At 45.4% G+C, this 21694-nt stretch carries 8 protein-coding genes; 1 reads left to right on the top strand and 7 read right to left on the bottom strand.

Features of this window, described 5'->3' with window-relative positions; genetic code table 11:
* The first annotated feature begins 44 nt into the window (after positions 1 to 44).
* Entirely contained in the window at positions 45 to 1577 is a 1533-nt protein-coding gene (locus tag LEPTO7376_RS23835; RefSeq protein ID WP_015135480.1) for a tetratricopeptide repeat protein, read from the top strand.
* Positions 1578 to 1733: 156 nt separating this feature from the next.
* On the opposite strand, the gene LEPTO7376_RS25045 is transcribed toward LEPTO7376_RS23835, so the two are convergent.
* From LEPTO7376_RS25045 to LEPTO7376_RS23825, 7 genes are all read right to left on the bottom strand, one after another.
* Positions 1734 to 2443 (bottom strand): IS1 family transposase gene (locus LEPTO7376_RS25045; protein WP_225901104.1). Its coding sequence is split into 2 segments (ribosomal slippage): positions 1734 to 2164 and positions 2164 to 2443, totalling 711 coding nucleotides; the frame shifts between segments, so codons are not numbered across the junction.
* A gap of 313 nt (positions 2444 to 2756) precedes the next feature.
* Positions 2757 to 5414, bottom strand: a complete 2658-nt coding sequence (locus LEPTO7376_RS17630) for a CHAT domain-containing protein (RefSeq protein WP_015135479.1) — start codon at positions 5412 to 5414, stop codon at positions 2757 to 2759.
* Between the two features lie 46 nt (positions 5415 to 5460).
* Positions 5461 to 8253: a filamentous hemagglutinin N-terminal domain-containing protein gene (locus LEPTO7376_RS17625; RefSeq protein WP_015135478.1), complete on the bottom strand. Its 2793-nt coding sequence runs from the start codon at positions 8251 to 8253 to the stop codon at positions 5461 to 5463.
* Positions 8254 to 8496: 243 nt separating this feature from the next.
* A complete protein-coding gene (locus LEPTO7376_RS17620) occupies positions 8497 to 8997 on the bottom strand; it encodes a DUF928 domain-containing protein (protein ID WP_015135477.1) in 501 nt (166 codons plus the stop codon).
* Positions 8998 to 9517: 520 nt separating this feature from the next.
* Positions 9518 to 15109 (bottom strand): NF038122 family metalloprotease, encoded by a 5592-nt coding sequence (locus LEPTO7376_RS26970; protein ID WP_015135475.1) that lies wholly within the window; start codon positions 15107 to 15109, stop codon positions 9518 to 9520.
* 465 nt (positions 15110 to 15574) lie between these two features.
* Positions 15575 to 18460: a DNRLRE domain-containing protein gene (locus LEPTO7376_RS17605; protein ID WP_015135474.1), complete on the bottom strand. Its 2886-nt coding sequence runs from the start codon at positions 18458 to 18460 to the stop codon at positions 15575 to 15577.
* Positions 18461 to 18673: 213 nt separating this feature from the next.
* Positions 18674 to 21487: an NF038122 family metalloprotease gene (locus tag LEPTO7376_RS23825; RefSeq protein ID WP_015135473.1), complete on the bottom strand. Its 2814-nt coding sequence runs from the start codon at positions 21485 to 21487 to the stop codon at positions 18674 to 18676.
* Positions 21488 to 21694: the final 207 nt, after the last annotated feature.

Here is a 21694-nt window from a genome sequence, read left to right as displayed (position 1 = left end):
GAAAAACTTCCCCAAGGAAGGATTTGACCCACCGAAATCTGGTTATGACAGAGAAAATCTACAATATCGGCAATATCGAAACGGCGAATTTCTTCGGGCAGTCGCTGGATTATCAGAACCTCAAGCAACGCATTGAGAAGAAACAACGGGATATTGAAATTTTCCAGAAGGTTGGCGAGACAGAAAGGGCACTTGAAGCGGATGGGGAACTGCAACAACTTCTCAAACAACTGGCACAACTGAAAGAGTCGGTTTTTAAGTTATACGAAACCTTTACGAAAATAGAGATCAATACAGAGCGACTCCGACAGGCGAAGGCTTATTTTGAGCAGGGGCAATTTCGGGAGGCGGATGCGATCCTTAAAGCGGAGGAGATGAACGCCGATCTGGATCAACTGTTGGCACGGCAAGAACAGCTCCAGGCGGAACAAGCAAAGATTGAGACTAGTAAAGAGCAGATCGCCGATGAATTTCTGATTAAGGCACGGCTGTGGGCAACTTTCTATGAGAAAGCAAACTGGTTTGGACGGGTCTGTGAATATTTTGAGGGGGCACTGCGGGCAAAAAAAACGACAGAATCTTTGTTTGAATATGCGCTCTTTCTTCAGAATCATAATCAATTTAAAAAAGCACTACCTCTCTACGAAGAAGCCTTAGAGAGATATCGGCAATTAGCGGCGAGCAATCCCCAGTCCTATCTGCCCGATGTGGCGATGACCCTGAACAATTTGGCGAATTTGCACAAAGCATTGAACGAATATGAAACGGCATTAGGGGAGTACGAAGAAGCCTTAGAGATATATCGGCAATTAGCGGCAACGAATCCCCAGTCCTATCTGCCCTACGTTGCTACGACCCTGAACAATTTGGCGAATTTGCACAAAGCATTGAACGAATATGAAACGGCATTAGGGGAGTACGAAGAAGCCTTAGAGATATATCGGCAATTAGCGGCAACGAATCCCCAGTCCTATCTGCCCTACGTTGCTACGACCCTGAACAATTTGGCGGTTTTGCACAGTGATCGCAACGAATATGAAACGGCATTAGGGGAGTACGAAGAAGCCTTAGAGATAAGGAGGCAATTAGCGGCAACAAATCCCCAGTCCTATCTGCCCGATGTGGCGATGACCCTGAACAATTTGGCGATTTTGCACAGTGATCGCAACGAATATGAAACGGCATTAGGGGAGTACGAAGAAGCCTTAGAGATAAGGAGGCAATTAGCGGCAACGAATCCCCAGTCCTATCTGCCCTACGTTGCTACGAGCCTCAACAATTTGGCGGTTTTGCACAAAGCATTGAACGAATATGAAACGGCATTAGGGGAGTACGAAGAAGCCTTAGAGATATATCGGCAATTAGCGGCAACGAATCCCCAGTCCTATCTGCCCGATGTGGCGATGACCACAATTAATCTCAGTATGTTTTATCAGGATAATGTTCCCAATCGTCAAAAATCTATTGCCCTTGCTGAAGAATGCATTGAAATTAGTAAAGATTTTTCCTTTATTCTAATTGTTCAAAGATATGCTGCCGCTGCTCAACAGGTTCTCAACATTTGGGAGCAGAAGTAAACTTGCCATCACCTGAGCTTTTTTAAAATTGGGATCGATCGCCACTGTTCTGGTTTGATTTTGTCCCAGTCTAAGCCCTGCGGTTGTGGGTGATTATGGTTTGTGGCAATTGCCTTTTCCGGCGTACAAATCCAGGTAGTGATGCACAAGTAATGGTCATAACTGAAGAGAGAGATTATAGTGTCTGAGAAAATAGACCACTGCTCCAATGTGGTTTTCCCACTTCTTCGAGAAGGAAAGTGCCTGACGGACTAAGCGGGACGTTCTCTGACGTAGAGTGTTGTTGAATCTCTCAATATGATTTGTTTGTCCAGTCTCCTTGCCCACAACTCGATGACGTTTACTCGGTAAGACACAGCCATAGGCATCCCAATAATCGGTGTAGACCAGCGCACACTGACGATACACAGGAGGCAGAGAATCCCATAATTGTTTCGCAGTCTTTTGACTACGGTCTCCGATGGCATATCCCACCACCTCTCGGGTGTCTCGGTCAAGAGCCAGCCAAATCCATGCTTTCTCACCTTTACTACCGACAAAAGACCACAATTCATCCATTTCGATGGTCAGTTGCCCTCTTTTTTTTGAGTCACAGGTAACTCGTGAGGCACAGTCTCTAATTTGGCATTGACATAGTACTGTAGCCAGCGCAGAGAGACCCCTGTGGCACGAGTGATACCAGCGAGAGAGAGACGTTCTAATAGGAGACGGTCAATCAATTGACGAGTGTCAGTTGCAATGGGAGGGTGGGCAGGATGTTCCACAAACTGGCGACCACATTCATGGCAACGATAGCGCTGCTTTCCCGAATGGGTGTGACCATATTTAATGGTGCTGGGAGACTGACATTGAGGGCAAGTGAGCACGGTGAGACTTGACGTTTAATCTTGCCCCTATTCTTCCACAACCATTACTAGTGCACCACTACCTGGCTTCCTTAGGACCTTGGACAGTAGAGGATATCCTGTTACATTTTGCCCTTGACTATAAAAATGAGGAAGATTGGCCTTTCTCGTGTCAGACAATAAATGATTTCTTCAGCTCCAGCGATCAAATAGAGCTGAGTGATAATTGCTAAAAAACTAAGAGTTGACCTTGGTTTTGAATCAGTTGGCGATCACCGTAAATTTAGTAGCGATTCTTCTTACTTGCATATCCATCTCCATCAATTGCAGCATTCTATAACCAGCTGCCGACCATTACGAATGGTGCCCAGAAAAATGGATGGCTATATTCTTCACTATTCAGCAAACTTAATTGCGCTTGGCGGAGTGACTCACTGCGGGAAAGATTGTCTTCAGCAGTGAACTTTGCATAGAACTCCGTCATTAATGTAGTTGTGGATATATCACTGACTGACCATAGAGTCGCAAGAGTACTTCTCGCACCAGACTGCACCGCAAATCCGGCTAGGCCAAGGGCTGCTTGCTTATCACCTGCGGCTGTTTCACAGGCACTCAAAATCAAAAGTTCGATGGGTTGCTCTGGAATGAAAGAACGTTCATCAATGATATTTTTAAATTCCTCCACTTCAATTAGCCCATCCCAACTAAGCAAGAATGTCTCATCGGAATTAGAACTAAATTGACCGTGAGTGGCCAAATGCAAAATAGGGAATGGATCAGCAAGAATTTCTTTCCGAAGGTTTGATTCAGTAAAGGATTCGTCGAGCACAATTTGACTAGGAATAGCCTGATCAATGGCTGCAAGTTCTGCTTTCACACCGGGTAGAGGTGGGAAATTTTGGCGCGATTGGCTTAGACCAAGGGCAAGGACTGCAGCCGTATCGCGGTTAATCGTGCTGGGGTCAACGAGTTGTAATCCGGGAGCGAGGGCGAGGTTATATTTTTCGACGAGATATTGATCACCGTCATGGAGAGCGGCCATCGGAATACTCCGCAAAAAACCATCCAGAACAAAGACAAGAGTTTCCGTTTTGTCCAAGTCTTGTTCAATCGGTTGGATCAGCCATTCATAGACTGTTTTAGATAATCCGAGACGGTATTTGTCGTCAAAGGCTGGGTTTAGGGATTGAAGAAATTCTTCGAGGGTGGCTTCAACTTCATCTTTGCCGATATTAACAGTGTGGTGCTGGAGGGGTTTACCCGGTATCGAGCTAATCGTGACGAGGCGATCGCCCAAAATGATGGGATATAGAACGGTGGCAGTACTATCGATATCTTCGATGCTTCTTTCTGGGAGATCGATACAAGCAGAGCGGAAAAAGTCTTCTAGTTCAGCAAGCTGCAAATCTTCAATCGCGGCACGGGCTTGCTGCAGTTCAGCAGGGGTAGAATCTGGGCGAATAAGCAGAGAAACGAGTTCACGATAGACGGGTTCAACACTGTCTCGAAAAGAAAATTGAAACTCTGCATTCGTTGCGAGGAGATCCCCTCGAACTTTATTTAGGGTATCAATGGAAGCTTGGTAAGCATCAATGCCCTTTTGGCGATCACTGAATTGGAGGGCAATGCGTCCCAATTGCCACTGCCAGCGGTAGGCAATGTCCCCAGCTTGGGCTTGGGTCGCTAATGCCAGTGCTTCATTGGTTAGGGTTTGAGCCTCTTCCCACTGCTGATTTTGCTCATACATCGAACCGAGAATGCCTTTTGCAAAGGATTCTGTTCGGACATCTCGCAGTTGTTGGGCTTGTTGAGTTGCTTTTACGAGCGTTGATGCAATGTAATCCGATTGCAATTCTTTAAGGGAGGCGATCGCCTGCAATTCCTGATGTTCTATCGCTAAAGATTGCAACTTGAGAAGCTGTGTCGCCCAATTAATTTGAGTTTCGATACCTTGGCGGCTCAAAGATGCTTGGGCGAGGTCGGCCTTTAAATTTGGAATTAACGCAAGAAGCGTTTGGTCAGTCCCCTCTAGCATTTGCTCTGTCGCAAAATTTTCGCTCAGCAAACTAAGATAATTGAGGCTACTGTCTACCCGTAACTCTTTAGTTGGGGATTCGGCGATCGCCTGTTGATAATACTGGGCAGCCTGTGTGATTGCTTCTGGTGTCGAGCGTTGGCGAGCAATATTACCGAGACTATTCGCAATCCGACTTTGCAGAAGATCATTATTGAGGGTATTGGCTAACTCCTGAGCTGCGTTGAGCTGGGTTTCTGCCTCATCTAATGTCCCCATCACTTGCAGCAAATCACCAAAATTCTGAAGGGCGATCGCCTTAAGCTGATCATCGGGTTGCTTCGCGAGATCTGCCTTAACCTTTCCTGTTAGGCGATTAGCTTGCCGAAAATATCCGAGCACCTGCAATGCTTGCATTTCATTCAGTTGTGCTCCAATCGTTCCTTGGCGATCGCCGGACTGTCGATAAAACTTTTGGGCGCCTTGCCAAGCTTCAACTGCTTCCATTGCCTTTCCCTGAGCCAAAAATACCCGACCTTTCGTATTTAAAATAACGCCAAGCAAATTCGGATTTTGTTGCCCATAAGGTTCTGCCAAAGATTCTGCTGTGGCGATCGCCGCCGCCGCTTCTTCCAATCCCCCTAATCTTTGATTTGCGAGGGCAAGATAATTATTGACTAACGCCTGACTTTGACTTTCACTCGCAACTTGAAAAAGTGACTCTGCTTCTTGCCATACCTCTAGAGCAGCTTGATACTGCCCCGCCTGATAATATTGCTGGCCTGCCTGTAGCTTCGTCAGACCCGTCGTTTGTTCAGAGAGAAGAATGGTTGGTGTCGCTGTTTTATCACCCGCAGTATTCTCTGGTGTAAAAGCTTGCACTGATGGTAAGCACACCAGAAAACAAGACATCAAACCTAATGCAGCAAGTCGTTGCCACGGTTTGGGGAAGAAAAAATGCGGTTTAAACTTTGCCATCGACCTATCCTAAAATTCTAAAAATGTTGAAATTAAATGACTGAACTTACCCAGGGAGATTTGGACAACCTTTTGCATCATTCTGCGCTAACAGCATCGGTTCCGATTGTGCAGCAGTTGAGACTAATTCATATTGTCCTTTGGCATTTTTCACCAAACTCTGTGCCTGAATAATATCGGTTGTGGTGGAGGCTGTGGTTGTTGGTTGGGCTAAAGTCGCCTGTTGAATCCCATTCTCAGAAATCCCGATAAGTTGCGCATCAAAGCGCATATCTTCCCAAGTATCAATATTCGTTCTCAACCCAGAAGGTATCGTGGGTAATCCGCCACGCCCCGAAATAACCAATTGATCGGCTTGAGTCGCCTGACAAACAGCTTCGACAAGTCGCAAATCATTGAGAGGATTTGGATTTGATACTTCTACTTCCCCAACTTCTCCCTTTTGAGTATTAATAATGACTCGACCATTAGACGCAACTCCAAGCTCAGACGTGACAGTGATGTCGTTTAGGGGGGTCAGGCGATCGCGGACTTCAAGTCCTAAAACGATTGTGCCTGCTTCACCTTCTGGAAAAATATCAACGCCGGATAAAAGATCAGCAATCGTCAGCCCCGAATCATAGCCCGAAATCGCGACCCGTCCGCCGAGAGCCTGTTCTGCATTCGCCGTAATGTCGCTATTGTTAGTACCAATCAAAAATTCAGAGAGAATTAAGATATTTCCGCCATTGCCTGTGCCAAAACCATTGGCGCTAATTAGACTGAGATCGTCTAGAATCACGACTGGTGATCGCAGTTTAATATTTCCCTCACCACCACTTGCTGAGAGCGTACCTTGCTCGAAAACAATTCCTCCTGATTCGGGTGTCGAAATGGTGATATTGCCGGCTGAGTTACTAAGAGCTGCATCCGAAGTGATTACACTGCCATTGGTCACTTCCACATCACCAGCCACAATCTCGATATTGCCTGCGGCTCCTAAACCTTGAGTTGTAGCTGGTGCATTGGGATTACTGGCGAAATTACCGACATTAATCGTTGCGCCATCGCTCACCACTAATTTTCCAGTTATTAACGAAATATCACCGCCGTCACCAGCACTGTTAGAAGAGCCACTTGGATCAATAAAAGAGGGAACTGCTTGTGATAAAGCATTTGCAAAAATGCCACTGCGCCCATTAGCAACCTGTCCGGTCAATTCAATGGAGTCTGTCATATTAATTTCGACATTACCCGCCGGGTTACTCAAAGAGACAGTTGAAGAAGAAATCTGAGCACCACCTGTAACGACAAGGCGATCGCCTTCAAGAACAATACTGCCACCATTACCACCCCGGAAAGATTCCACTGCCGATTGAATTGAGCTAGGGCCTCCAGTACCAAACCCAGTTAATTCAACATTTCTAGCTTTGATATTTGTTTGGCCCGCATTGCCTAAACCAAAACTGCTATTTAAAATTTGACCACCATCAGTCAGGGTCAAATTTTCAACGAAACTATTGTTGCCAAAACCTTGAATTGTCAAATCACTCGCTGTAGTTGCCTGTAAATCTAAAAATTCTTGCGGACTTCCTGGAGGACCTAAACGCGGCAGTATTGCTGCATACACACCACTAAAACCACCTGGTGAATTACCTGACGCCTCAAGGTTATTGGTTTTGACAATTAGTGAACCTGTTTCTCCAATTCCTGCTGTCCCTAAACCAATCTGGGCTTCACCAGTAAGCCTGATTAGCGGGGATTCAACAGATAAAATATTGCCACTCGTCCCTCTCGCACCAACGTTGACAATCAAACCAATACCACTGGGAATAGTACTTTGTCCCGGTGTTGGGGAGACAAAATATGACGATCTCCCATCCGCAATAAGACTTTCTGAAGCCTTTATAAAAATTTCACCGCTACCTTCAGTGTTAATTTGAGCAGCGATTCCCGAACCATCCTGTAGCGAGATTCGACGACCTTGCACTTGTATACGACCGACATCACCCCCGATAATTCCAGCAGAGGCAGCATCCGTCAATGTAATATCGGCAAAAGTACCAACATTAGAGTAATCTACGGCAAATGACCCGGATTCTAAGGTCACGGACTGATTTGCCCCAACAGCACCCAACTCGATATTGCCAGTGGATGCTGTTAAGTTACCGCCTTGTAAATTGAGATCGCCGCCGATTAAAACTAAATTTTTGTCCGCATTAACTTCTAAGCCTGCAGGGCGGTTACTAACATCTAGAGTGAAATCTGGGTTAAACAGCGTTTGACTACCATCACCTAAGACATTGATCGCCGCAGGGGTTGTTGCCCCAAATTGAAGACCGACAGGGGTATTAATAGTTAAGAGTGGTACAGTGGTTGTTGGATTTGTTGCACTAAATTCTGCGCCATCAAAAGTAATTGCCTCTGCGGTGCTCGCTACGAAAGAACCATCAAGGTTTAAGCTCGCATCTCTTCCGAAAGTAATGCCATTGGGATTAATTAGAAATAGATTGGCTGTGCCATTGGCTCGTAATTCCCCTTCAATGAGTGATGTGCTATTGCCTGTTACACGGCTAAAAATATTAGTGATTGATCCAGCATTATTGAAAGTTGCAGAGCCAGTAGCTGGGACAGAAAAGGTATTAAAACTATGAAATAAATTTGTACCTTGGGTAGTTCCACCATCGACGGTGAAGTCTAAACCTATAGAACCAACTGTTGTCCCAAGGTTACTACCAGCCGCCATATCCGCCACAACCTGTGCTTGGGCGATCGCCCCCGGCCCCATAGACGAGAGTAAACCAAGACAGATAGAAGTAACCAGTGAAAAATTCGACAAACTAGAACCAGTTCGATCCATTGATTTTTAGCCTAGACAAGACGATACCGTAGCAACTAAATCATAGAAGAATTGTAAATGCGTGGCTGGAACAAACTGCCCGATGTTGCATTTAAGCTAATTATTCCAAGCTAATCTCCATAAATGATCACCCTTTCATCATTTCCCTTAGTTCGCCAATGAATAGCAAAACATTAAATTTAGTTAAACAATGACCACTATATTATTGGGACACGCAAATAGTTGGATGATAACGGCTTTTCTTTAAAGGTTTCCTCGGAATACTGGACTATCAGGGCGTAGCGCACGGCCACAAATAATTGCCATTGACCATGTGTAGTCACCATTTGCTGCATCGAGATCACCAAGGACATCGCCTGAGATCAAGGCCTGATTATTATTGACTGGGACAAAACCTTGGTACAAAGTGTTATTACTCGCATCTCGTAAACTGAAAAAGACTTGCTTCGCCATCCCTTCAGGGAGTTGAGCCGTCAATGCAGAACTTGTTTGCTTAAACGAAACACTCGCTAAATCTCCACCGGAACAAAGGCCTCTACTAGCTCCACCCACTGTCTGAGCAGGTTCACCTTCATTTGGTGGATTGAAAGCCTTCGACATTAACGTCGTACTGTCAGTAATCTCAGAGTTTGCAGGGGTTTGAGAGAAAACAGTGCTAGTACCAGTGGCTACCGTTAGAGCGAGGCTCAAAGATGCACAGGTTCCGAAGTTCAAAATCTTTTTGTTGCCGTTTAAGAAGCTCATAACGTTATCCTTGTCGTTTTTATTTAAGACTGGTCAGTAAAGTGTGATTTTTTTAGATACAAAAAGCGATGCCTAGTTTAAAGTCCCGATTCTGAGAGTTAGTTCGAGCAATAAACTGTTTTGATATCAGTGCCACAGATGTTGTATCGGGTCCCGCCACCAACGAGATCTCCGGGGAAACCCTCGCGGTCATCACCCTGGTTATAAATCTCTGTATGGCCAAGATGTGCATTCATATCTACTGGTCTAATAGCAGCTTGCGCCGAATGCCCGAGTATGGTCGTCACTAGGGGAAGTGTCGAAATTGTGATGCAAGAGATTAGTAAGTTTTGCATGATAACTAGGGGGCTTAAGAATGCTATGGCATTGCTGGTTTAACTCTGTGGAAAGGAATTGCTTCAAAAGCAAAAATTGATATTGAAATTTTTGATTGATTAGGAGTTTTAAAAAGTTGATGAAAAGTTGAGAGTTTTTTGAAGTTGAGAGAGTCTTCAATTTTTGTTAGCTAGTGATCAAGTCATTACGGATCACTCACTATAAAAATTGTAGAGCTGAGGGTCATATTAGAACCTCCGCTAAAGCGCGCAATCAGATCTTCACCTTGCCAATACAAAAGGCTGTCAGAGCCTTCGCTGACGAGGGTATAGTCTTCGAGTAAACCAGACAGATTAACGTGATCTGTGCCTATTTCGAAGTCTGTAATAAGGGCATAGTCTGCATCACCTCCTTGGCTGTAATATGCCGATTCTGTGTCTCCGAGAATAAAGGTGTCGGAGTCAGAACCACCGGTCAAAACATCTAGCTCATTGGCACCTAAGCTGACATCATCTGTGCCGAGCAAAATGTCATTTCCGCCACCGCCGTTTAAGGTGTCATTGCCAGCTCCACCAATCAGGTAGTCATTGCCGTTTAATGAGTTAGGTTGCGACGAAGTTAATGCCTCAAAGACGATATTTGCGGTCTGAACTAAATTATTAGGAATTAAAGAAATACTGGAGCTGTCGAGCTGCTGATCATAGAGGCGTACATCACTGAGATGCCCAGCAAAATGATCGCGAACGTCATCAGCGACCAAATCACCACTAGTTATCTGGGTTGCACCTAGGACAATTGGTTCATAGTTGCCGAGACCTCCAGATGTTATGCCAAGTCCTCCGGTATAGCTATGAGTGTCTTCAAGGACGCCATCAAGCCATAATTCAAGGCCATTGCTACCAAATGTGATCGCCACATCATAGTTTTGATTCGCACTAATTTCAGTGTCAAGGAAGTAGGTTTGGCTTGTACTTTGTACCCGGAGAACTAATTCTCCATTTTTGATATATACAGTCAAATGACCACCATTGTCGTAACCATAAGAGTCTTTTGAGAAGAGTCCCTGTTTTTGGCTCACACTACTAGCGTTGAAGTTGAAGCTTAGTGTGCCATTGTTTAGAAGGAGGTCATTCGTGTGATCGAGTATGACGGGATTGCTGCCATCAAAGTTATTCGTTATGGGAGTATCTGTTGTTTGAGGAGTTGAGTCGCTGCTTTGGTTTACGTCAACGATGAGTCGAGGGGCATAACCGCTCTCTGAGGAATAGAAATCAACACCTTCATCGCCTGTGGATGACAAAACCCAGCCGCGATTTTGTGCAGGATCTGCTTGCCAAGCTTGTAGGCTTGAGGTTACGTCAATTTGTAAAGTTCCGTTCGCTGTATTCTCGACGATAGCAATTGGTGTACTTGCGGCTTCCACATCATTTGTTTGAATGCCATTCCCGAGGGAACCCCATGTTGCATTGTCTGACCAGCTTTGCAGCATGTTGTGAAGCATAAGGCGATCGCCAGCATATGTCAGATCAATTTCCAATATTGCAGAAGTTACAACGTCATTCTCATCAATCTGACTCGACTGACCGCCAAAAATATCGTCAAAGCGCAGCAAACTCTGTACAGCGAAACCACCATAATTATCGTCTACGAGGAGAGTCTGCGCTGACCCAAAACCAGTTACTTGAGAGCCGTAATACTCATCCACGTAAGTATCAACGGTACCTTGATAGCCATTGATGCCCTGCTGGAAAGTCAGAGTTGTAGGTGTGAAAGTTTGAGTAGGAACAGGAGCCACATTTTGGACGGAGCCATCGGTGTCGCCGTAGAGAGTATCGTTACCAGCATCACCGTAAATGGTGTCATTGCCTTCGCCACCGTAAGCGATGTCATCACCATCGCCACCACGGATAATGTCGTTATTATTGCTATCGCCACTATCGTCGTCAGTCTCTGCTGGAGTAACTTCTGGTGTTTCTTGGACTGCAATGAATTCGATATAGTCGATGCGGGCAAATTCAGAGGATTCTTGGTTTGCATGAATTTCCAAGCGAGAACCATTCTCGAGGCTAACAGCATTACCTACAGTACGAGTTACAAAATTATTCGCTGTCGCAAGGTTACTGTCTAGGTTTTGGTCAAAAATCCAACTATCAAGTTGATTGCCATCTAAGTTAACTGTGACAGGGGATTCACCATCATTTTCATCGTAATAACCGATAACGATGTTATATAGACCCGCAGTCCCAGTGAACTCCGTGGTTAATGTGTAACCCTGTGAATTTTTGGCTCTGACGAGGCTGCCACCGGAAGCAAAGCTTTGAGATTCGAAGCGATACTTACCGCTTAGCTGAACTTTGTCTGTATCTTCTGCTTCGATTCGGATGGTTTCTGGTAGACCAGATGTTTCTGGAACGTTGGGGGCTTGCTCGACAATTTCTGTAGTTTCAGTAGGCTGCTCAACTTCAATGAATTGGATATAGTCAAGGTTTCCGCTATCGCCAAGATGAGAAGTTGCCCCAATTTCAATCAAATCTTGGTAGGTGATATAAACACCTTGGGCGACGGTTCGAGTGATTAAAGCATCTGAATTAACTAGGGTGGTGCCTAAGCTCTCATCGGAATACCAGCGGTCAACTTCTTTGTTGTCAATGCCAATCGAAATTTCTGCTGTGCCATTACTGGTGTCGTAGTAACCAACTACAACGTCGTAGTAACCTGTGTCGCCAGAGAAAAGGCTGGTTGCTCCAAAACTACTACTAGAGCTAGTCGAACCAGCTAGAAGAGTTCTGTAGTAATCCAATTGTGCGTCGCTGTATTGCGAAAGGTCACCCAGAACTTGCGTTAAATATGCATCCGAAACAACTGTGGAATCGCCATTTGTACTGACATATTGGCCATTGGAAGCGAATTCTCCTGACTGGATAATTGCGCCACTGTTTAAATCCATCTGCTCAACTTCGAGCTGGATAATGTTTTCCTGATTGCCAACGACTTCATAGAAGCCATCAGCGGGAGCGCCATTTTCATCGAGATTTGGCGTAAATCCAGTGGTGAGGATATCGAGATAGTCGATGCGAGCTTCGTCATCACCATCGGAGTCACCCCAGATAACGATCTTGTCGCCTGACTCTAGATTGAGTCCTGAAATTTTATGGGTGTAAGCTCCTGTCGCTTCAGATAAGTAGAATGTGTGGCTATCTTTTAGCCACAATCCATCCCAGACCATTATGGTGATATCAGCAATGCCATTGGATTCGTCTTGGTATCCAAGAACAAAGTCATAAATACCATCGGCCCCATTAAAAGTAGTGGTGGCTGAACCTTTCCATTTTGTCGAGATGAACTCATCACCAGAAGCTTCGAGTTCTCCGTCTTTGACTTTTTCTTTTTTATATTTCCAGAGCCACATGTCTTCGGCTTCGATGCGTGTCCAGAAACCTAGGTTGGCGATCGCCTCATCTGCAGTAGTAACGACTGGTATGGTGCTGTTTGGTTGGTCATCGGGTTGGCCATCGGAGTCATCAGTATCAGAGCCACCCTCAGCTGGTGCTAAATAGTTGTCACCATAGAGAACATCATTACCAGCACCGCCAAGTACAATGTCTTGACCTGTTCCACCAATTGCAAGATCGTTGCCAGAACCACCATTCAGTTGATCATCACCGGCGCCACCATCGAGCACATCATCGTCAGTGTCGCCTTTTAAGACATCACGACCTTCACCACCACTGATGTTGTCTGCACCGCGACCACCAGAAAGAATATCGTGTCCAGCTTCACCAAAGATTTGGTCATCGCCATTTTCCCCAGCAATAAAGTCATCACCTTCGTCACCAAAGACGACATCATTGCCCTCTGCACCGTAGGCAATGTCGTTACCTTTTCCTGCAAGGATAATATCGTTACCACCTTTACCGTCGATGAGATCATCACCGGCCTTACCGTTAATCAAATCTTGACCTTCACCACCAGCTAGGATGTCGTCGTTATCACCCCCAGTCATGGTTTGGTCGCTATTAGTTTCTACGTCATCACCAACAAGGTTATTAAGAACTTCTTCAGCAGATTGAACATCTCTTGTGTAGTCTTCGATTTGCTGCCACCAGCCACCAGGACTAAGTTCAAACGCTTGCCACCAGCCGCCAGGTGTCAACCACCAACCACCAGGAACGAGCTCAACTAAATCTTCCTCAAACTGTTGCCACCAGCCACCGGGATAAAGCTCAATTACTTTGTCCTCGAACGCTTGCCACCAACCACCAGGGCCAAGCTCTAGAATCGCCTCACCAAAAGCATCCCACCAGGAATCGTAGCCAGAACCCAACAAGTCTGCTTCAAATTGCTGCCACCAGGCTCCATAACCGAGTGACTCCATTTGCAATTCAAAGACTTGCCACACACTGCCGAAGCTCTGCTCCACCATCGCTGGTTCAAAGGTTTGCCACCAGCCACCGGGAGACAACTCCCACATAGCTGTCTCAAATTCTTGCCACCAGCCACCGGGAGCGAGTTCAAACTCTTGCCACCATCCTCCTGGTGCTAGGTTCGCTGCATAGTCTTCGAAAATTTGCCACCAAGAACCGGGGCCTAGCTCCAACATTTGTTGGTCTAGTTGTTGCCACCAACCACCGGGAGATAAGGCTGCTGCTTCTGCTTCAAAGGCTTCCCACCAGTCGCCATAACCTAGGTCAATCATCTGGGATTTGAATGTTTCCCACCAAGTTCCCCGTGCCAGGCTGTACCAGTCATCACCATTTTCTAAGGCAGACTCCACAGCGTCGACACCGACCTTGAAGTCTTCACTAATTGCGGCGATCGCCTCTTGATAGAGCCAGTCTAGATCCAGCCCAGCACTTAATGCACCGTAATCTACGTCCCATCCCAATACATCAAATGCTTTTAGGTCTAACTCTGAAATATCTGTACGTTCTTGATATCCCAGTGTCGGATCCATGATCCCAAGGGCATTTTGTAACCGTTGCCAGTGACTCGCTTGGTAATCATCTCCGCCCTCAAAATTTGCTTCGGATGTTTCGCCACCATCAATAGAGAAATAAGTATCACTTCCGAAAGTGAGATCACTTACTGTGCCATCGGGATTATTAACATCGACGCTCGTTTCGCTGTAACGCAATAAATCGAGAGCCGTCATTCCTTCTGTGCGAATCTCACCGGAATACATCTCAAAGGATTCAATTAGTCCATCAAGACCACTGACAAATCCCAAACTATGACCAATCTCATGGAGCGCCATAGTAAGGAAATCTAACTGCCCTTCTTCCACATCGTCTTCGCGGGTGAGGTCATAGCTCCAGTCATAGCTATTGTTAATGACGATATAACCATCTAAAGCATCGGGATTTTCTAAAACGTCACGATCCCAAGTGCTGCCGTTATCTAAGAGAAGCTCATCTTCCATCCCCAAGGCTTTTGCCTGAGCACGGGTGAGCATAATTGTTGTATTACCGTCGACGACCTCGGACGTTCCATCACCATCTGCATCGATGAGAACATCAACAGTATTTCCTTCTTGAAGAGCATCAACGACAGAATCATCTTGTTCTGATGTGGCATCATTCGCTAAATACTCTTGATAAACGCCGTAGTTAACTTCATGGAAGATGGGGACAGCGCCGCCCACTGCTTCATTGCCATTTAACCCATCGATTGCGCCGATATGTAGGTTAATCTCTACATCGTCTTGTAATAAGGTTGCCCAGATACGAGCTGCCATCTCGAAAGCAAGTCGTTGCTCCAAGGTGACATTCAAATCATATGTAAGGTTAAAAGCAGGCATAAGTTTGCTCGAACTTTCGAAAAAATGGGTTAATGAAGAGTGTAGATAAGAGTAAAAGTTAGAAGGGCAATCCCGTAAGCTTGTTTATTCTATCTAGGGGGTGAGAACCTACACATCGGTACAAATACTGAAGGATTATTGACTAGAACTTCGTTATATAAACTTCTAGTAAAGAGATGAAGAAATACACTAATTAATCCCAGTTTAGACAAAACAATAACTTTGTGTATTGCTTGTATGCCTTGGTTTTCAGGTTGATTGCTTCAAAAACCGAGTTAATATCATCAAGATAAATCAAGCCATTATATATTTACGAAAAATTCATAAAACAAAAAATACAAAAGAGATTTAAGCTCTTATTGAACTGTCGGAAAAATAGTCATGTTGCATAAGTTTTAGGAGGAAATCTTTCCTCCAATCGATAAGAGAATTAAAAGATTTATTGGCAGCTTATGTAATTGTTGATTAGACAACAAACTGAAAATCATTACTCATCAGATCGAGATTTGTGACTCCATTAAATTGGGCGATTAGGTCTCCCTGCCAAAATAATAAAGTGTCAGAGCCTTGGAGAATAGTGCTGTAATTACTCGTAGAACCATGTAACTGCACAGTGTCGATATTAGAGACGAAGTCTTTGATAGTTACGTAATCGGCCACTGCACCTTGGTGATAGTAGACAGACGCTGTATCGCCTACTATGAATAGATCAGCGCCACTACCGCCGACTAAAATATCTTGTTCATTTAGGCCAAGGGCAACTTCATCTGTACCAAGCAAAACATCATCACCACCGCCACCGCTTAAACTGTCATTGCCACTACCACCAATTAGAGTGTCATCACCTGACTCACCTTGTGAGCTATTGTTCTCGGCTACTGGAGTATTCGTTTTTTTGACATCAATGATTAAGCGAGGAGCATAGCTTCCTTCGGCAGAGTCAAAATTAACGCCTCCACTACCTGTAGGCAAGATCGCCCAACCATTATTGGCTGTTGGGTCTGCTTGCCAAGCAAGTAAGCTTGCGGTGACATCAATTTGTAAGAGGCCTGTACTGACTGAGCTAGTTGTGGCGATCGCCGAACTGCTAGCTTCTATGCCATTAGCCTGAATACCGCTACCAAGGGAATTCCAAGTGTCGGTGCCAGACCACTCGGTAAGCATGTTGTGGAATGCGAGGCGATCGCCTGGATCTGTTACGTATATTTCTAATGTTGCAGAGTCAATCGTGTCGTTAAGATTGATTTGGCCTGTTTGATTACCGAAAAGAGCATCGAATCGGATCAGACTTTGGACAGAAGACCCTTCGTCATCATCGTCATCGTCTTCACTCCCATCTACATCGAGTGATGTTGCGCCACTATTATTTGCATTACGAGAGCCGCTATTTATAAAAGTGTCAACAGTGCCGTTATAGCCATCTACACCTTGTTGGAAGATTAGAGTGGCTGGAGTAGTAACTTCAACACTTGGGATTACAACCTCGTTATCAAAATCTCCATAGAGTGTGTCATTACCAGAGTCGCCATAGATACTGTCATCTCCGGCTCCACCGTAGGCAATATCATCTCCATCTCCACCTCGTAAAATATCGGCATTTTCACTAGATATTTCTTTGTCACTAGTGTCATTAGTCGGCTCTTCCGGCGCAACCGCAATAAACTCTACATAATCAACGCGAGCATATTCGTAAGAGTTGCGTGATGCTTGAAGTTCGAGCATCATTCCTGCGTCGAGGCTCACTGCGCTCGCGACTGTACGAGTAACGAGGTTATCTGTTCCCGCAAAGCGATTGCCTAGATTTTGATTGAAGATCCAGCTATCTAGTTGAGTGCCATCTAGAGAAACAGTGACTGGCGAGTTGCCATCATTCTCGTCGTAGTAAGCAACGACAATATCGTATAGTCCTGCTGGTCCATTGAACTCAGTTTTGGCAGTGAGGCTAGAGCTTGTCTTAATCAGCTCAGAGCCTGAGGCAAAAGTCTGACCCTCAAAGTTATAGTTACCCGATAAAAGCATATCTTCGGCTTCTACTCGAATAGGTTCGATAGGCTCAGGCGGTGTATCGACGATTTCTGGTGCTTTGACTTCGATGAACTGGATATAGTCAACGTTGACTTTGTCACCATTGTCTTCGATACCAGTGATTGAAACTAAATCTTGGTGAGTGATTTGGATACCTTGAGCGACAGTATGAGTGGTCAAACTTTGTACAATCGCTTTATCAGTACCAAACTCTTCATCTGCATACCATCGGTCAAGTTCCTGATTATCGATACTCAGGGAGATTTCAGCCGCACCTTTATTGCTATCGTAATAGCCGACAATCACGTCATAGAAACCTGTTTCCCCATCAAATAAAGTCGTACCAGTAAAGCTACTACTGGTTTCAACAAAGCCCCCACTATAGGCAAACGTTTCTGTTTTGATATTGCCTTGGTTCGACAAATCCATCTGCTCGACTTCGATTTGGAACACTTCAGGTGTCGTAATTTGTGCTGGAACAAATTCGATGTAGTCAACATGGACTTGGTCACCACTCTCTCGCAAACTTGTGAGGTGAAAGACATCACCAGCATCGAGTTCTACGTTAGTGATGGTGTGGGTTGTGAAAGTTTGGCGGGCAACATCGTTATGACCTAAATCTTGATTTGCCACCCAAGTGTCTTGCTGAATACCACCGACGCTGGCTGTGAACTGGGCTAAACCATCATTTTCATCGTAATAACCGACAATGACGTTATAGGTTCCTGCTGTTCCCGCGAAAGTAGTGTTGAGATTGATTGTCTTCTTGCTATCTTCTGATTTAGATTTGACGGCTTTGCCACCAGAGGCAAAATCAAATTCTTTAATGTCATAGTCGCCGCTGACGATATTCATATCTTCAGCTTCAATGCGAATGATGGTATCAGGCAGGATAATTTCAGGGGCTTCTACTTCAATGAACTGGATGTAGTCGAGATTGACGCGATCGCCATTATGTCCAGTGGCATTAAGTTGAATCAAATCTGATTCTGTCAGCTTTATTGCCTCTACAACAGTCTGTTTAACTAAACCATCACGACTAACGGAAGCACTCCCTAAGTCTTGACTTGAAAACCATCGAGCTAATTCTTGATCTGCGACTTTTAGTGCAATTTCGGCAGCACCATTATTTGTATCGTAATAAGCTACGACAATATCGTAATAGCCTGTCTTTCCAGTGAATGAACTCGTTGCCTGAAAGCTAGCAGCGTCATTTGTCGCAACATAGCGGCCATTAGAGCTAAAGAATTCTTGTTCAATCTGGACTTCACCCACCAAATCCATTTGCTCAACTTCGAGCTTGAAGCCTTCTGCCTGTTCTACCACTTCATAAAAGTTGCCAGTGGCTTCACCGCTCTCATCAAAAGTCGGTGTGCTACCAACCGTGAGAATATCGAGATAATCTAGGCGGGCTGAGTCAGCATCGCCTTTCAGTACAATTTGCTGGCCTGTTTTGAGAGTGACTCCAGAAATGGTGTAAGAGCCTCTGCCAGTCTTGGTTGCGAGTTGAGCTGTATATTCAGTTGGTGATCCCTTTCCTCAAATCACTACAGTGATTTGAGAAACGCTACCAATTTGATCTTGATAGCCAATAATTAGGTCGTAGGCACCATCCGGCCCACGAAAAGTGGTTTTGGCTTTACTGTTATTATTTTGACTCGCAATCAGGCGATCGCCAGAAGCACCAGCTTGAATTTCCTGATTATATTGAACGAGCTGCATATCCTCAGCTTCGATGCGCGTCCAGAAATCTAGGTTGGCGATCGCCTCTTCTGCACTTGTGATATTCTCGGCTACCACTGGTTGTTCAGATGAAGTACTACTGCTAAAGACGCCATCATTAACCGGAACAAAATAGTCATCACCATAGAGAACATCGTCTCCATCGCCGCCACTAATGACATCTTGGCCTTCGCCACCAATCGCGACATCATCACCTGAACCAGCGCTCAGCTGGTCATCGTCAGCACCACCATCAAGCACATCGTTATCTGTATCACCTTTCAGAACGTCGCGACCTTCACCACCGCTGAGGATGTCTTCACCACGACCACCGGACAAAATATCATGCCCAGCTTCTCCAAAAATCTGGTCATTACCATCTTCTCCAGCAAGAAGGTCATCGCCCTCATCACCAAATAAAGCATCATCACCTTCCGCACCGTAGGCAATGTCATTACCCGCACCAGCAAGAATAATGTCATTCCCACCTTTGCCATCGATGAGGTCATCACCTTTTTTGCCACCAATTAAATCTTGCTCGTCACCACCTGCCAAAATGTCATCGTTGTCACCACCTGTAACAGTATTGCTGCCATCACTGTCGTTGGTAATATCGGCGATCGCCTGATCCGCATCTTTGACTTCGTTGGTGTAGTCTTCGATTTGTTGCCACCAGCCACCGGGACTGAGTTCAAAAGCTTGCCACCAGCCGCCGGGACGAAGCCACCAGCCACCGGGTACAAGTTCAACCAAATTTTCTTCAAAATCTAACCACCAACCACCGGGGTATAAATCCAGAGCTTTCTCTTCAAACGCTTGCCACCAGCCACCGGGGCCTAGCTCTAAAATTCTGTCACCGAGGGCATCCCACCAAGAGTCGTGACCCTCTGCCACCAAATCAACTTCAAATTTTTGCCACTCACTGTCATAACCGAGGGCAAGCATCTGCTCTTCAAAGACTTCCCAAACACCAGTAAAACTGGTCTGGATCATTTGCGGCTCAAAGATTTGCCACCAGCTACCGGGAGCTAGCTCTAGCATATTTGTCTCGAACTCCTGCCACCAGCCGCCAGGGAAAAGCTCAATCATTTCTGATTCAAACTCTTGCCACCAGCCACCAGGGAAAAGATCTAACATCGAGTCTTCAAACTCTTGCCACCAGCCACCGGGTCTCAGTTCAAATTCCTGCCACCAACCGCCAGGAGCAAGGTCCGCGACCATATTTTCGAAGATCTGCCACCAAGAGCCGGGGCCCAGTTCTAGCATCTGCTGATCGAGTTCCTGCCACCAACTGCCCGGATAGAGAGCTGTTAACTCTGTTTCAAAGGCTTCCCAAAAATCGCCATGACCCAGAACAATCATTTGGGACTTAAATGTTTCCCACCATGTGCCACGGGTCAGGCCATACCAATCTTGATCTGTTGCTAAGGCAGTCTCGACATCAGATGATGTTACGCCAAAGTCTTCACCAACTGCGGCGATCGCCTCTTCATAGAGATCCTCTAAATCCAGACCATCTTCTAGCGCTTCATAATCTGCATTCCATCCCAATACATCAAATGCTCTGAGGTCTAGTTCTGAAATATCAGTCCGTTCTTGATAACCCAGGGTTGGATCCATAATCCCAAGGGCATTTTGTAACCGTTGCCAGTGACTCGCTTGGTAATCATCACCTTCTTCAAACTCAGCTTCTGAAGTTTCGCCACCATCGATGGAGAAGTAAGCATCCCCCCCAAAAGTAAGTTCACTCACTGTGCCATCGGGGTTATTAATATCGACGCTCGTGTCGCTGTAGCGCAATAAATCGAGCGCCGTCATTCCTTCTGTACGTATCTCACCGGAATGCATCTCAAAGGATTCAATCAGTCCATCAAGACCACTGACGAATCCCAAGCTATGACCAATCTCATGGAGAGCCATAGTAAGAAAATCGAGCTGTCCTTCTTCCACATCGTCTTCGCGGGTGAGGTCATAGCTCCAGTCATAACTATTGTTAATGACGATATAGCCATCTAAAGCATCGGGGTTTTCTAAAACGTCACGATCCCAAGTGCTGCCGTTATCTAAGAGAAGCTCATCTTCCATCCCCAAAGCCTTAGCTTGGGCACGGGTGAGCATAATCGTTGTATTGCCATCCACCACCTCGGATGTACCATCGCCATCTGCATCGATGAGAACATCAACAGTATTTCCTTCTTGCAGAGCATCAACGACAGAATCATCTTGTTCTGATGTAGCGTCATTCGCTAAATACTCTTGGTAAACACCGTAGTTAACTTCATGGAATATGGGGACAGCGCCGCCAACTGCTTCATTACCATTCAAGCCATCGATGGCACCAACGTGTAGGTTAATCTCTACATCATCTTGTAATAAGCTTGCCCAGATACGAGCTGCCATCTCGAAAGCAAGGCGTTGCTCCAAGGTGACATTCAAATCATATGTAAGGTTAAAAGTTGCCATTGTGCGGGATGCCTTGTGAGACAGAATTGTTGTAGAGAGAGACAAACGACAGAGATGCTTAATTTGGGAGATATTTGTGAACGAACAACCCGAATACTGCTCCCATTTGTGCTGACATCTTATATGGGGGGCGATCGCCCATACATCTGTGAAAATGCGGAGATACATTAGTATCCGGAGTCGTTTTAAAAACTTTCTGTAAAGCCCAGAGTGTTTTTTAACCTTTTAGAATCGTGTCAATTGCCCCCCCACAACGAAAAAGCTTTGCCTCAACTGGATTTCGGCTGTTTTGTCATCAACTTAAAACAGTTCATGTTTGATGTGATGATGGTTAAGAATACTTATTCGAAACTTTACACAAAGCTATTTTTTCGG

It is taken from the genome of [Leptolyngbya] sp. PCC 7376, from assembly GCF_000316605.1.
In the GTDB taxonomy this organism is placed as follows: domain Bacteria; phylum Cyanobacteriota; class Cyanobacteriia; order Cyanobacteriales; family MRBY01; genus MRBY01.
Note: the sequence above shows the minus strand (reverse complement) of the source record. Positions and strands in the feature narration are given on the sequence as shown.